Origin of the sequence: Vibrio sp. Y20_XG_PY13, from assembly GCF_024181925.1 — a bacterium.
GTDB classification, from domain to species: Bacteria; Pseudomonadota; Gammaproteobacteria; order Enterobacterales; family Vibrionaceae; genus Vibrio; species Vibrio parahaemolyticus.
Genome location: NZ_JAMZAL010000002.1, coordinates 838,130 through 853,291, shown reverse-complemented (window position 1 = coordinate 853,291; position 15,162 = coordinate 838,130). Strand labels below are relative to the sequence as shown.

14 protein-coding genes are annotated in these 15,162 nt (G+C 43.9%); 5 read left to right on the top strand and 9 right to left on the bottom strand.

Annotated elements, in window-relative coordinates; all coding sequences use genetic code 11:
* Window positions 1-167, top strand: a 167-nt coding sequence (locus NL646_RS08950) for a flagellin (protein ID WP_253664108.1), incomplete at its 5' end; no start/stop codon positions are given.
* Window positions 168-283: 116 nt separating this feature from the next.
* On the top strand, window positions 284-1,408 hold the full coding sequence (locus tag NL646_RS08945; protein ID WP_031381906.1) for a flagellin: 1,125 nt from the start codon (window positions 284-286) through the stop codon (window positions 1,406-1,408).
* 92 nt (window positions 1,409-1,500) lie between these two features.
* On the opposite strand, the gene crr is transcribed toward NL646_RS08945, so the two are convergent.
* From crr to cysZ, 5 genes are all read right to left on the bottom strand, one after another.
* Entirely contained in the window at window positions 1,501-2,010 is a 510-nt protein-coding gene (gene crr, locus NL646_RS08940; protein ID WP_005382041.1) for a PTS glucose transporter subunit IIA, read from the bottom strand.
* Between the two features lie 121 nt (window positions 2,011-2,131).
* Window positions 2,132-3,856, bottom strand: coding sequence for a phosphoenolpyruvate-protein phosphotransferase PtsI (gene ptsI, locus NL646_RS08935; protein ID WP_253664104.1), 1,725 nt, complete (start codon window positions 3,854-3,856; stop codon window positions 2,132-2,134).
* Between the two features lie 140 nt (window positions 3,857-3,996).
* Window positions 3,997-4,254 (bottom strand): HPr family phosphocarrier protein, encoded by a 258-nt coding sequence (locus NL646_RS08930; protein WP_005436894.1) that lies wholly within the window; start codon window positions 4,252-4,254, stop codon window positions 3,997-3,999.
* A gap of 298 nt (window positions 4,255-4,552) precedes the next feature.
* A complete protein-coding gene (gene cysK, locus NL646_RS08925; RefSeq protein ID WP_069524109.1) occupies window positions 4,553-5,521 on the bottom strand; it encodes a cysteine synthase A in 969 nt (322 codons plus the stop codon).
* A 163-nt stretch (window positions 5,522-5,684) separates the two neighbouring features.
* A complete protein-coding gene (cysZ, locus tag NL646_RS08920) occupies window positions 5,685-6,428 on the bottom strand; it encodes a sulfate transporter CysZ (protein WP_005489850.1) in 744 nt (247 codons plus the stop codon).
* A gap of 249 nt (window positions 6,429-6,677) precedes the next feature.
* Here cysZ and zipA point away from each other — a divergent pair, with 249 nt between their 5' ends.
* The 3 genes from zipA (at window position 6,678) to NL646_RS08905 (ending at window position 11,650) form a co-directional block, all read left to right on the top strand.
* A complete protein-coding gene (gene zipA / locus NL646_RS08915) occupies window positions 6,678-7,628 on the top strand; it encodes a cell division protein ZipA (RefSeq protein WP_253664103.1) in 951 nt (316 codons plus the stop codon).
* An 89-nt stretch (window positions 7,629-7,717) separates the two neighbouring features.
* Window positions 7,718-9,730, top strand: coding sequence for an NAD-dependent DNA ligase LigA (gene ligA, locus NL646_RS08910; protein ID WP_025509592.1), 2,013 nt, complete (start codon window positions 7,718-7,720; stop codon window positions 9,728-9,730).
* 510 nt (window positions 9,731-10,240) lie between these two features.
* Entirely contained in the window at window positions 10,241-11,650 is a 1,410-nt protein-coding gene (locus NL646_RS08905) for a porin (RefSeq protein ID WP_005454568.1), read from the top strand.
* 43 nt (window positions 11,651-11,693) lie between these two features.
* Here the strand turns inward: NL646_RS08905 and NL646_RS08900 are convergent, their stop codons facing one another.
* From NL646_RS08900 to NL646_RS08885, 4 genes are all read right to left on the bottom strand, one after another.
* On the bottom strand, window positions 11,694-11,876 hold the full coding sequence (locus tag NL646_RS08900) for a hypothetical protein (RefSeq protein ID WP_071651861.1): 183 nt from the start codon (window positions 11,874-11,876) through the stop codon (window positions 11,694-11,696).
* Window positions 11,877-12,416: 540 nt separating this feature from the next.
* Window positions 12,417-12,878, bottom strand: coding sequence for an NfeD family protein (locus NL646_RS08895; protein WP_020904119.1), 462 nt, complete (start codon window positions 12,876-12,878; stop codon window positions 12,417-12,419).
* Window positions 12,879-12,887: 9 nt separating this feature from the next.
* Complete coding sequence (locus NL646_RS08890; RefSeq protein WP_005454552.1) at window positions 12,888-13,805, bottom strand: SPFH domain-containing protein; 918 nt, start codon at window positions 13,803-13,805, stop codon at window positions 12,888-12,890.
* A gap of 160 nt (window positions 13,806-13,965) precedes the next feature.
* Window positions 13,966-14,820, bottom strand: a complete 855-nt coding sequence (locus NL646_RS08885; RefSeq protein WP_005454528.1) for a co-chaperone YbbN — start codon at window positions 14,818-14,820, stop codon at window positions 13,966-13,968.
* Window positions 14,821-15,162: the final 342 nt, after the last annotated feature.

The following is a 15,162-nucleotide window of genomic DNA, read 5'->3' as shown; positions in this document are numbered from 1 at the left end:
ACAACATTAACGAGAACGTGAACGCGTCGAAGAGCCGTATCAAAGATACCGACTTCGCGAAAGAAACGACGGCAATGACCAAGTCACAAATTCTATCGCAAGCGTCAAGCTCAATCCTTGCACAAGCGAAACAAGCGCCAAACTCAGCGCTAAGTCTTCTAGGTTAATCTACCTAACACGACAAGATACAAAAGCCAGGCTCATCCCTGGCTTTTTGCTTATCGGCTATACCGATTTAGATGCGTCCTAACAGGATGTTCGACAAGGCATTCATATCGATTAGATGGTCTCTTTAAATACCAATGTTGCCGCGATGATGACGCAGCGACATCTTAGCCAAGCAGCCGATCAAAACGTTGAGTCACAGAGAAACCTGTCTTCGGGATATCGGATTAACTCAGCAAGCGACGATGCTGCAGGTCTACAAATATCGAATACTCTCCATGTTCAAACGAGAGGGATTGATGTCGCCTTAAGGAATGCTCACGATGCCTATTCTGTCGCTCAAACCGCAGAAGGCGCGTTGCATGAGAGCAGTGATATTCTGCAACGGTTACGCTCTCTCGGGCTTCAGGCCGCAAATGGCAGCCATGAACAGGATGATCGTACAAGTCTTCAACAAGAAGTGATTGCACTACAAGATGAATTGGATCGTGTGGCAATCACGACGACATTCGCGGATAAAAACCTCTTCAATGGCTCTTATGGTTCTCAGAGTTTTCATATTGGCGCCAATGCGAACTCTATATCATTGACGCTCAGAAACATGCGTACGCACATACCTGAAATGGGCGGGCAACATTATCTGGGTGACAGTTTAGACAAAGACTGGCGGGTGACGAGAGATGACCAACAGTTCGCGTTTGAATATCAAGACAATGAAGGCCAAGCGCAATCTAAAGTATTAACACTCAAAGTAGGCGATAACCTTGAAGAAGTGGCAACCTACATTAATGCCCAGCAATCGGTAGTCGATGCTTCCGTAACGCAAGATCATCAACTGCAGTTTTTTACCTCGACACTGAATGCGCCAGAAGGCATCACATGGAAAGGCAATTTTGCCGATGAGATGGATATAGGTTCCGGTGAGTTGGTGACCGTTGATGATCTCGATATGTCGACAGTAGGAGGCGCTCAGCTTGCCATTGGTGTGGTGGATGCGGCGATAAAGTATGTTGATTCTCATCGCAGTGAAATCGGTGGATTTCAGAATCGTGTGAGTGGCACGATCGATAATTTAAACACCATTAACCGGAGTGTTTCGGAATCAAAAGGGCGAATTCGAGATACAGACTTTGCTCGGGAGTCGACAGTAATGGTGCGCTCTCAGGTGCTGCAGGATGCGACAACTGCATTACTCGCTCAAGCGAAGCAAAGGCCGAGCTCAGCACTAGGCTTGCTCAGTTGAACGTGTTTCAGCGATGCGCATCGACCAGAAAAATTCAGATAATAAAAAACGCTGCCATTGGCAGCGTTTTTTCGTGTTCGGATAAGTAAAAATTACTTAGTTACACGTAGAACTGGAGTTTCACCAACAGTTACAGAACCAGAAAGCTTGTTCAGCTCTTTGATTTCGTCCATGTTAGAGATAACAACTGGAGTTAGTGTTGACTTCGCTTTCTCTTCTAGAAGAGCTAGATCGAATTCAATTACAGTGTCGCCAGCTTTAACAGTTTGACCTTCTTCTGCGATACGCGTGAAGCCTTCGCCTTTAAGTTCAACTGTATCGATACCGAAGTGAACGAAAAGCTCAACACCGTCGTCAGACTCGATAGAGAATGCGTGGTTAGTTTCGAAGATCTTACCGATAGTACCGTTTACAGGAGCTACCATTTTGTTGCCTGCTGGCTTGATAGCAATACCGTCACCAACGATTTTCTCAGCGAAAACAACATCTGGCACATCTTCAATGTTTACGATTTCACCAGATAGTGGTGCGATGATTTCGATTGCACCAGCGTCAGCGCTGTCATCAGATACAAGCTTCTTAAGTTTGTCAAACAGACCCATTGTGTCATGCTCCTAAGGTTTGGTTTTATTCTGTCGAATTATAGTATACCAATATAGCCCATTAGACGACTTTTTTCGCCGTCTAATGGCCATTAAGTATTGAATAACTTGGTACTACTGATTATTGAGTTTTCTCAGCAATGAACTTTTCAACTACTGCTTCAATTTCTGCTGCAGTAGGTAGAGAAAGTGCTTTTTCAGCCATTGCTTTCACTTCTGCGAAGTTAGAGTTACGAATAACTTTCTTCACTTTAGGGATAGAGATACCGCTCATTGAGAACTCATCCAGACCCATACCTAGAAGTAGAAGTGTTGCACGCTCATCGCCTGCAAGCTCACCACACATACCAGTCCACTTACCTTCAGCGTGAGAAGCGTCGATAACTTGCTTGATCACGGTTAGTACAGCTGGTGATAGAGGGTTGTAAAGATGAGAGATCATCTCGTTACCACGGTCAACCGCTAGAGTGTACTGAGTAAGGTCGTTTGTACCGATAGAGAAGAAAGATACTTCCTTCGCTAGGTGGTGTGCGATCGCTGCTGCTGCAGGTGTTTCAACCATTACACCGATTTCGATGTTTTCGTCGAATGCAAGACCTTCAGCACGTAGCTCTGCTTTGTACTCTTCGATTGCGTTTTTAAGCTCGCGGATTTCTTCAACAGAGATGATCATTGGGAACATGATACGTAGCTTACCGTGTGCAGACGCACGTAGGATGCCACGTAGTTGATCACGAAGAATTTCACGACGATCCAAGCTGATACGTACTGCACGCCAACCTAGGAACGGGTTCATCTCTTGAGGTAGATCCATGTATGGTAGGTCTTTATCGCCGCCGATATCCATAGTACGGATGATCACAGCTTGACCGTTCATTGCTTCTGCAACTTCTTTGTACGCTTGGTACTGTTCTTCTTCAGTTGGTAGCGCAGTACGGTCCATAAATAGGAATTCAGTACGGTACAGACCAACGCCTTCACCACCGTTACGGATGATACCGTCACAGTCTTTCACTGTACCGATGTTGCCGCAAACTTCTACGCGGTGACCATCTGTTGTTTCTGCGTGTAGGTCTTTAAGTTTTGCTAGCTCTTCTTTCTCAGCTAAGAATGCAGCTTTAACTGCTTTCGCTTCTTCTACTTCAGCTTCTGATGGATTAACAACGATCTTGTTGTTCATCGCGTCAAGAATCAGCATGTCGCCATTCTTAACTTTCTTAGTGATGTCGTTAGTACCAACGATAGCAGGAAGCTCAAGAGAGCGAGCCATGATAGAAGTGTGTGAAGTACGACCACCGATGTCACAAGCAAAACCCAGCACGTAGTCTAGGTTGATTTGCGCTGTTTCAGATGGCGTTAGGTCGTAAGCAACTAGGATAACTTCTTCATTGATGTCGCTTAGCGAAACGATGTTGATGCCTAGTGCGTTCTTCACGAAACGAGAACCGATATCACGGATGTCAGTTGCACGTTCTTTTAGGTATTCGTCGTCTAGAGACTCAAGAGCACATGCTTGCTCTTCGATCACTGAGTGGATAGCGTGATCAGCAGTCATCTTGTCGTTTTTGATAAGTGCTAGGATTTCTTCTTCTAGCTCTTCGTCTTCAAGAAGCATGATATGACCTTCAAAGATCGCTTCTTTTTCTTCGCCGAAAGTTTCAAGCGCTTTTTGCTTGATAGTTTCTAGCTGAGCTGCAGATTTGTTACGAGCGTCAAAGAAACGTGCAACTTCTGCTTCTACTTGATCATCAGAAATAGTGTTTGTGTTTAGGACAATTTCATCTTCTTGAAGTAGTAGTGCTTTACCGATTGCAATACCAGGAGATGCTAGGATGCCTGAAATCATAGCCTTACCTTAAGTTTGGTCAACTTTATAAAACGGGAGAATAATGGGTGCGCTAACGAATAGTTTTAGCTTAGTTTTGAGCCTATTTCCAACGAAGCCATTTTGCTTTCACAAAATGGCTTCTGGAGTAGGAGACCGGATTAGTGTAGTTGGTCCATTAGAGCAACTAGGTGGTCTACAGCTTGCTGAGCTTGTGGGCCTTCAGCAGAAATAGTAACAAGAGTACCTTTTACTAGGCCTAGTGTTTGTAGTTTGAATAGGCTCTTAGCGCTAGCGCTTTTACCGTTAGAAGTCACAGTGATGTCCGCGTCGAATGCTTTAGCTTCTTTAACGAACTGTGCAGCTGGACGAGTGTGAAGACCGTTTTCTGCTGTGATTTCTACTTGCTTCTCGTACATGTGATATACCCCAATAAATGTATTTTTTTGTTAGTTTGTGACTAGATTTAGCTTAACTGCTTTATATCTTGTGCGCTAGCACGGGAGAGTTCAAAGCGTGTCAGTTCTGATACTAGTCAAAAGTTTGGTAACTACGCAACTGTTTGCGTGCGCAATTACTTTGAAACCTTTTTGTGTTCTGCTTCTTTATTTTGAAGCTAGAAATAAAACACCCTGATATTACCAAAGGTAGGGCAGGGATCAACAAAAAAGCCCCTGAACGGGGCTTTTTTAGACGAAAAATTGATTTGACCACATATTATTGTTGGTTCTCTTTTTCGGTAAAGATACCAGCAAATAGCGCCGTACTTAGGTAACGTTCACCTGAGCTTGGCAGAATTGTCACGATGGTTTTTCCTTCAAATTCAGGTAGTTCTGCAATTCGGTTTGCAGCAACGACAGCGGCGCCTGAAGAGATGCCTGCAAGGATGCCTTCTTCTTCCATTAGTCGACGAGCCATCTCAATTGCTTCTTCAGAAGTCACTGGCTCAACTCGGTCGATAATGTCCAAATCTAGGTTTCCAGGAATGAAACCTGCACCGATACCTTGGATTTTGTGTGGTGCTGGTTGAATTTCTTCGCCTGCTAGTGCTTGCGCGATTACTGGTGATTCAGCAGGTTCTACAGCAACAGAAGTGATCGCTTTACCTTTCTCACCTTTAATGTAACGGCTTGTCCCTGTGATTGTACCGCCAGTACCAACGCCTGCTACTAGCACATCGATTTCACCGTCTGTCGCATCCCAGATTTCAGGGCCTGTGGTTTTCTCGTGAATTTGCGGGTTAGCAGGGTTGTTGAACTGCTGTAGAAGAAGGTATTTTTCAGGATTGCTTGCTACGATCTCTTCTGCTTTAGTAATTGCGCCTTTCATGCCTTTCGCTGCTTCGGTTAGCTCAAGGTTTGCACCTAGTGCTTTAAGTAGCTTGCGGCGCTCAAGGCTCATTGATTCAGGCATAGTTAGAGTCAATTTGTAACCGCGAGCGGCTGCTACGAACGCTAATGCGATACCTGTGTTACCACTGGTTGGTTCTACTAGTTCTACGCCTGGCTTTAAAGTGCCAGCTTTTTCTGCTTCCCAAATCATGTTTGCACCGATACGGCACTTAACGCTGAAGCTTGGGTTGCGTGCTTCAATTTTCGCTAGAACGTTACCTTTGCTCACTTTGTTTAGGCGAACTAGGGGCGTATTACCAATGGTAAGAGAGTTATCTTCGTAGATTTTGCTCATAGTGATGTTCCTTCATTACACGTTGTGTGAATATGGATAGAAGAATATGCGGTATAAAAAAAAGGGAAAAGGATTAAAAAGTTATATCTTATTAGGTTGGCCGAGAATTTAGTAAAAAGAAAGGGAAGCGCATCGAACAGCCTTCCCTTTCACTAAATTTGACCTAGCGCTGATGTTTAAACTCTGCCACCCACATGGCGGTCGCACCGCATATTGCAACAGGCATGACGATAAGGTTCAAAATTGGAATCGTTGTGAATACTGAAACCAACACACCAAAGCCATAGGCTTTACCTTGCTTTTGTTTCAATTTGTAACGCATGTCGTTGAACGGAATTTTGTGGTTATCGAACGGGTAATCACAATATTGAATCGCGAGCATCCACGCGGTAAAGATAAACCATAAAACCGGGCCAACAGTTTGCCCTAGTGCCGGGATAAGTAAGAGCAAAAACAAGCCAATTGCTTTAGGCAGTATATAAAGCAGTTTTCTCCATTCGCGAGCAAGTACGCGAGGCACATCTTTTAGAACAGCCGTAAAGCCGTCGTCATTAATTTTTTTTCCGGTTAGCGTCTCTTCAACTTTTTCTGCTAACAGCCCGTTGAAGGGAGCGGCAATAAAGTTGGCTAACGTGCTAAAGAAATAAGAGAAGGTGGCCAGTATCGTTAGAGCAAGTAGGGGCCACAAGATATACGTGAGCCAAGAGAGAAACTCTGGTAACTGTCCAATCCAACCTTCAATCCACATGTTCAAGTGGGAGAATAGATAGAAGATAGCCCCACCCACGAGAATAATATTTGCTAAAAGTGGTAACACGACAAAACGTCTTATCTCTGGAGAGAGCGCCAATTGAATTCCGTATAGGAAGTAACCGAATCCGGTTCGTTGCTGATTGTTAATCTTCATATCCAATATTTTCGTGTGAGTGAGAACTCATTGTACCTGTCGATGATTTTCTTTCAATGCCCTAACAATTAGGGTCTTGCAAAGTGGAATCGTGGCAAGAATCACAACAAAAAACGGAACTTCTTGCATTAAGTTGTTCTAAACCTACATATAGTTTTGGTAAAGTAAATGTATCATTCAGATTTATTGCACTTGGGTTGCTGCTCAAGGAATTGCGAGTAGTAAAAACAGGTATATTGAGAGTAAATAATGCAGGAATTGCGATTCGTACTCATTGTTGTTGGCGCATTAGCCATCGCGGCATTGCTGTTTCATGGTTTGTGGAGCAGTAAGAAAGAAGGCAAAGCAAAATTTGGCAACAAGCCACTTGGTAAGCTGGATGTTGACCAAGGAGATAAAGATTCGGTTGAGCAAGAGCGCAGTTTCGCTCCTGCCCCTGAAGACGATTTCGAAATCATCCGTAAAGATCGCAAAGAACCAGACTTTGGGATGGAAAATACGTTTGATAGTAAGTTTGAGGCAGATCCCTTGCTTGGTGGTGTGACAGAAGAAAAGCATTCTGTAAAAGAAGAAGCTGAGGAAATCCCTTCTTTTGTCGCGATGAAAAACGATGTTGAAGATGTAGCAATTCAGCCATCTGAAGTCGAAGAGCCAATGCAAGAGGTGGTTGAAGAAGAGATCATGCCTTCTGCATTTGATGCGCCTAAACAAGAGATGGAAATGGTTGAAGAAGTGGCTCCTGCCGTTGTTGAACAACCAGAAAAACCAAAGCCAGAGCCGGAAATGCAAGTGATCGTGTTGAATGTTCATTGTGCGGGCGAAGAGCCATTTATTGGCACGGAACTTTTTGACAGTATGCAGCAAAATGGTCTTATCTATGGCGAGATGCATATCTTTCATCGTCATGTTGATTTATCTGGAAACGGTAAAGTGCTGTTCAGTGTGGCTAACATGATGCATCCGGGTACACTTGAGCATGGTGATCCCGCAGAGTTTTCGACGAAAGGCATTTCCTTCTTTATGACGTTGCCTTGCTATGGCGAAGCTGAGCAAAACTTCAACTTGATGTTGAGAACTGCACAGCAGATTGCGGATGATATGGGAGGAAATGTTCTCGATGACAAGAGAAACTTAATGACTCCTGACCGTTTAGCTGCTTATCGACGCCAAATAGTTGAGTTTAATGCAGCTAACGCATAATCTTACTACCCAATTATAAAAGGGCTCCGATTGGAGCCCTTTTTCATGGATTCCCAACCTCATCGATTGACAATATACGGGGCTTTACTATGTCTGAATCAGTACATCAACGGCTAGAAGAACTCAAAGAGTCGTTGCACTACCACGCCGTTCGCTACTACGTGGAAGATAATCCAGAGATTCCAGATGCAGAATACGATCGCCTAATGCGTGAACTGCTAGAAATTGAAGCTCAACATCCTGATTTAGTGACGGTTGATTCGCCAAGTCAGCGAGTGGGTGGTAAGCCGCTTTCTGAATTTAGTCAGGTGACACACGAAGTCCCAATGTTGTCATTGGATAACGCATTCGACGACAGTGAACTCGACAGCTTCCATAAACGTGCTCAAGACCGAATCGGTGGAGAAAGCATTAAGCAGTATTGTTGTGAACCAAAGCTAGATGGCTTAGCCGTGAGTCTGCTGTATGAAAACGGTATTTTAGTTCAAGCGGCAACGCGTGGTGATGGTACTACGGGTGAAAACATCACTGAAAACGTGCGCACCATTAATGCCATTCCTCTGAAGCTGAGGGGTGATGACTGGCCAGCTCGTCTTGAGGTTCGTGGTGAAGTATTTATGCCGAAAGCGGGCTTTGAAAAGTTGAATGAGCTTGCGCGTCAGAAGGGCGAAAAAGTATTTGTGAACCCTCGTAATGCAGCAGCAGGCAGCTTACGTCAATTAGATTCGCGTATTACGGCTTCGCGCCCACTTAGCTTCTACGCATACAGTGTTGGAGTTGTGCAAGGGGCTGATTTGGCAGCCAGTCACTATGAGCGTTTTCTGCAGATAAAATCTTGGGGACTGCCAATGTGTCCAGAGACCAAGCGAGTCGACAGTTTGGCAGACGTAAAAACTTATTATCAACACATTCTGCAACGTCGTGATGCATTACCTTACGAAATTGACGGAGTCGTGATCAAAATTGACGATATTGCCGTTCAAGAGCGCCTGGGTTTTGTTGCTCGCGCTCCACGTTGGGCGATCGCATACAAATTCCCGGCTCAAGAAGAAATCACCACATTGAATGAAGTTGAGTTCCAAGTTGGCCGAACGGGAGCGATCACTCCGGTTGCTAAGTTAGAGCCAGTGTTTGTTGGTGGCGTGACGGTGAGTAACGCAACGCTGCATAATGCGGATGAAATTGAGCGCCTTCAAGTAAAGATTGGTGATCAGGTCGTGATTCGTCGTGCTGGCGATGTGATTCCTCAAGTGGTTTCTGTCATCAAAGAGCGTCGACCAGAAACGGCGCGAGATATTATTTTCCCAACTCAGTGTCCTGTTTGTGGTTCGCACGTAGAGCGTATCGAAGGGGAGGCGGTGACTCGATGTACTGGCGGTTTGGTCTGTCAAGCTCAACGTAAGCAAGCGCTCAAGCACTTCGTCTCACGTAAAGCGTTGGATGTTGATGGTTTAGGTGACAAAGTTATCGAGCAATTGGTCGATCGTGAAATGGTAGAAACACCTGCCGATCTGTTCAAGCTTTCGGCTGGCGTATTAACCGTATTGGAGCGCATGGGGCCAAAATCTGCTCAAAACATTGTTAATGCGTTAGAAAAATCGAAGTTAACAACCTTGCCACGTTTCTTATACTCGTTAGGTATTCGAGAAGTGGGCGAGGCAACGGCGGCAAACCTAGCTCAACACTTTAAATCACTGGAAGCGATTCAAGCTGCAACGGAAGAACAACTTATTGCTGTTCAAGATATTGGTGTGGTAGTTGCGAAGCACATTACGACTTTCTTTGAAGAAGAGAAAAACCAAGCTGTTGTTCAAGATCTCCTTGTGCAAGGTATCCACTGGCCAGAAGTTAGTGCACCTGAGCAAGGCGCAGAACTGCCACTAGAAGGTAAAACTGTCGTGCTAACGGGAACACTATCTCAACTTGGACGTACTGAAGCAAAAGAGGCGTTGCAATCTTTGGGTGCAAAAGTCACTGGCAGTGTTTCCAAGAAAACCGATATTTTATTTGCTGGTGAAAATGCAGGTTCTAAGCTCGCTAAGGCGCAAGAATTGGGTATCGAGATAAAAACTGAGCAAGACTTGCTTGAATTGATAAATTAAGCACTATCAAAAAAGATAAAAAATAACTAAAAGCCCCACAGGCAAAGCTTGTGGGGCTTTTTCTTTACGCATATTAAGTGTGTTTGTATGTCTTGGTTTTGTGTTTTCTGCGTTTCAGTGATCAGGATCTCCCCTTCGAATATCCGAATCTATTTGTATTCAAGTCTGCGATGCACTTCATGTTGAATGTTTGCGTGGTGATTTAAGTATTTGAATTTAAATGTATATATTCAATGTTGCGGTGTTGGTGTTAAAAATAAGATCTGGATCAATAACTTATATGGAACTTTGGCGTGGCTCATATTTTTTTAGAAAAAAAATAAGTTCCGTTTGGATGTTTTTAGGTGCGAAGTTAGTCTTAATGGCGTGGATACACGGTGTGTATGCAGGAACTAAAAAAAACCAAATTAGAAATAATGAGGTTTAATCAGGAATTTACTTCTCTCCTTCGGCGGCCAACTAAAGGTGAGATAGAAAAATACAGCTATATCCATTTTTAGGAGTTTTTCCATGGACAAATTTTTTAAGGTTTCAGCGTTAACTGCAGCAATGTTTGGTGTTGTTGCTGTTGCTCCAGCTACTGCATCGACTGAGAGTGCAGCGGGTGGTGAATACGTAGAGAAAGTGAACGAATTTATGCATGACTCTAGTCTTAATGCAATGTTCTTAGTTGACACTCGTTCACGTACACGTACTACAGGTAAACCTGGTGGTGAGAACGGTGACCGTTGGAGCCGTCTAAACTACTCTTCTTACAACGCTATCCTAGACTTCACTTCTGGCTACCACGATGGTTGGGTTGGTGCAGATGTTGCGGCTTACTACTCTGGTGATCTTTACAACGACAGCCTTTACAACTCAAACGAAGGCTACCTATGTAACGAAATCTCAACCTGTAACAACCTAGACTGGGGTGCAGGTGACGGCCAACAACTTAAAGTTTACAAAGCTGCGCTTAAATTCAAAGCAAACGAAAACTTTAACGCTCGTGTAGGTATGCTACAAGCTGGTGGTAACGGTACTATTGGTAACGTATGGAGCTTTGTACCTGGTACTTACCGTGGCTTCGAACTAAACGCTAAGCTAGGCGACTTCAACCTAAGCTACTTCGGTGCAGACCAATTCACAGCACCTTGGCTACTTCACGAAGATGACTACGCACCAGCGCTTTGGTCTGACACTTCATGGAGCTACCTACACTCTCTAGGTCTAAACGGTAACCTAACTGACAGCTTGTTCTTCCAAGTTGGTCTTGGTCAAGCGACTGGCGTTAAATACGCAAATGGTATCGACTGGGGTGCAGGTCAAGTAACTAGCTACCACAACGAAACTGACAACACATCTTACAAAGCTTACTTGAAGTACACAGTAAGTGACCGTACAACTCTTGCATTTGACTTCTACGGTGTTGATGACGATGTGAAATACGATGGTCTAGGTTTCCACACTGGTCTATCTTTGAACCAGTCTTTCGGCAAGCTAGCATGGATGTCTGAACTACGTTACACAGACACAGACAACCGTTCTGACTTCGTTCCACGTACTATCCATACTTACGGTATGAACAACGGTACTTGGTCTCAGTGGTGGGATGCTCTATCTGACTGGAACAAAGCGGGCGAGCTAGCATGGTACAACCGTCTATCTTACAACCAAGGTAACGGCTGGAACTACTACCTAGGCTTTGGTTACGGTTCTGGTGCTGACTCAGCTGCAAGCGGTGCATCTGGTGACTGGGATTACGAAAGCGAGTACGCATTCAACGCAACAGTATCTTACTCTCTACAGAGTGGTGCGCTTAAAGGCTCTACAATCCGTCTACACGGTACAATCCTAGAGCGTGACGAGTACGCTGGTGCTGGCGACGCGGACGAGACAGACCTACGTCTACAAGTTCTTATCCCTTACAGCTTCCACTAATCAATTAGTGAATAATCAAAAAGGAGCCTAATGGCTCCTTTTTCTATTTTACTTCTCTGCCGTCATACATTTTGCAATATAACGGTGGCAGCATGTGGACATTACCATTTGGTAATTCACATTTCACTTCAGGTGCTAATGTTCTTCCTCCTGAAGCGCCATTTGCTTGAATAGTAAATGGAATTGTAGCTGAACATATTAATAGTATTCCGGCTAATAATTTCATAACGATCACCCTCTACGTTTAAGACTTTATTACGCCTGTTACCCAAAGTTTGTGTATTTGGCGTGCTAAGTGCTCAAACAAAAACATGTCTCACTACCTTAATACCGCTCACACATACCTCAGTAAATGGTGTCACCCATTGTGTGCCCAACCGTGCTGGAACAAGCTCTGCCTTTGGCGTGGTGAGGACCAACTCAGTTATCAATAAAACGGTAGGAAAGACTTTTCTACTTACCTAAAATATAAGCATTTACCTTTATGCTTATGGATTAAGTATGTATAGGGAGTTGGAAAGATCAAAAATTAATTCAACACTGTTTTATTTTTTATATTGAAATTAGATTGAAAATGACTGAAAGCAGTGAACTATCTTTTTGATTAATTCTTAGTTGATGAATATCATTAGGATTTACAAGATGGAATTTAATAATATTTATATTACTTATTTTTTAAGGACAAATTGAATAACACGATGAAATAAAAAGAATTGAGAGAAAAGAAAGTAATGAAGCAGTCTTTACTTCATTACTTTGACATAAATTACTCAGAAATAGGCTCCACAATGAGGATTATTCCATCGATCGCAACGATTTTTACGCGAGTACCAGATGGGATATTTTGCTCACATTGTGCTGACCAGGTGGTATCGGCGATGCGAATTCTGTTTAACCCAATTGAAAAATCTTCCTCAAGTATCACGCTGCGGCCAATCAACTGCTTGTACTTTTGGTTGAGATCTCTTGTTTGATCATCTTGTTTGTCTCTTGACCACTGGCGTCGCCACCATAACCAAGTTGTCAGCAAACTGAAAGTCGCGAAAGATAACCATTGAAGTTGCCAGCCGAAAGGGAGCACTGCCAATAACGCTCCCACGAATAACGCCGATAACCCCAACCACAGAAAGTAACCCGCTGTACCAAGTAGCTCAACGGCAAGCAGCACAAAGCCGAATGCAAGCCAGTGCCAAAATGTTATGCCATCAAGCAGGTTGAACAAGTCCATAACTGGGTCCTAATCTTTATTTTGTTGTTTAAACATTTCTGCGATGCCCGCAACAGAGCCCATGAGTCCGGTTGCTTCCAAAGGTAGCATAATGATTTTTCCGTTTTCAGCTTGACCAATACTCTTGAGAGCTTCTGTGTAGCCTTGCGCGATGAAGTAATTAACGGCTTGCATATCGCCTTTTGCGATGGCTTCGGAAACCATGTAAGTCGCTTTTGCTTCCGCTTGAGCAGCACGCTCACGCGCTTCAGCATGGAGGATAGCAGACTGTTTTTCACCTTCTGCTTTTAAAATCTGCGATTGTTTGTGACCTTCTGCTTTGAGGATTTCTGCCTGACGGACACCTTCAGCCTCGAGAATTTCAGCACGTTTATTACGCTCTGCTTTCATCTGGGCGTTCATTGCAGCAGTTAGATCGGCTGGTGGCTGAACATCTTTTATTTCAATACGCGTGACTTTTACGCCCCAAGGGTTTGTTGCTTGGTCCACGATCGCTAGCAGTTTGGTATTGATCATGTCACGTTGGCTCAGCATTTCATCGAGTTCCATCGAGCCAAGTACGGTACGAATATTCGTTAGCGTTAGATTACGAATCGCGTGTTCTAAATCGTTTACTTCGTAAGCCGCCTTAGCCGCATCGATAACTTGAACGAAACCAACCGCATCGATCACCACGTTTGCGTTATCTTTTGAAATGACCTCTTGTGCTGGAATATCAAGCACACGTTCCATCATATTTACTTTTTGACCAATTTTATCAACGAATGGAATGATCAAGTTTAAACCCGGCTTTAATGTGTGGGTGTAGCGTCCAAAGCGCTCAACTGTCCAGTTGTTTCCTTGTGGAACCGTTTTGATGGCTGAAGACAAGATAACGACAGCGAGGACGACGAAAATACCGATAGTGATCAGTGAATCGATAGGCATGATTTATTCCCTTGAGTGCATAATAACTGATTCATTTTCACGCATTTTTGGGTTGTAGACAATCGAAGATGTTGAGAAGAAACGATAGCGGGGCGATTTTAGGTAAAACAAAGGCCGGATTTCCGGCCTTTATTGTCTTATTTTTAGAAGAACTCTGGGTTTAGTACAAGATGGAGTACAGCTGGCGACGATATTTACTTGCAATAGCGTTGCCTTGTCCTAAGGCGCTTAGGATATCCATAAAGGTCTTCTTCACTTCGCCATCTTGCGCGCCTAGGTTTACTTTTAAAATGTTCCAAAGTAGCTCTAGCGCTTCTTCATCACGACCCACTTGGTTGTATTGTACTGCTAGCTCACATGCCAATTCGAAATTGTCTGGGTTAGCTGCCAACTCTTGTTCCAAGCGCTTTAATTCTGGACTTTCAGCCGCTTGCTGATGCAGTTCCAGTTTCGCGATTAAGCTTTTGTAAGAGTTGTCTTGATACTCAAGTGGGATGGTTGCTAACAACTCTTGTGCTAATTCGAATTGTTTGGTTTCTAGCAAACAATCGGCTTTCGCTAATTTTACATCACCGCGTGATTGCAGTTCATCTGACAGTGTTTGAATGACGTTCAGAGCTTGTGCATGTTCGCCTTGTTGAAGCAGTTCGCTTACTTGCTTCAATAGTTGCTCGTCAGGGCTTGGCAAATGTTTTTGTAGCATTGCGCCAATCGCTTCGATTGGTTGAGGCCCGCCTAAGCCATCGACTGCTTGTCCATTAACAAACAACGCGATTGTTGGCAGTACTTGAACACCAAATTGGGAAGCAAGCGCTGGTTGATCTTCACAGTTCAGCAGAGCCAATGTAAAAGCACCATTGTACTGTTGAGTGAGAGCTTGCAACTCAGGTAGCACTTGTGCGCTTTCTGGTTGAGCGTTGGCCCAAAAATGAATCAGAACGGGCGTGTTCATTGATCCTTCAAGCACTTCTCTAAAATTCTGTTCTGTTAACTCAACGATAAATGGGGATTGCATCTGAGTGTCCTTGCTTTTAATTCGGGTCGATGTCTGTAGATATGGAGTTAATTGAATGGAAAATCAAGCGGGTCGAGCATATTAGGAAAAACGCTGCCGAAGCAGCGTTATCCTATTTGCAAGCGAAAGTGCAATTAAATTGGAGGTTCTCGCACGTTAGATAGCAGAGCATGGCATCGTGCAAGGTGTGGTATCAAAATAGGATGAACATCGTCAACACTACACCCACACTAAGCCAGTTCAGCTGATTTAATGTCATTGTTGCCTCGCATTCGTACAAAACATACTGGGTGGCGATACCAAATCTTTTTAAGTTCAAAATCTTAAGAGGAAGTCTTAATT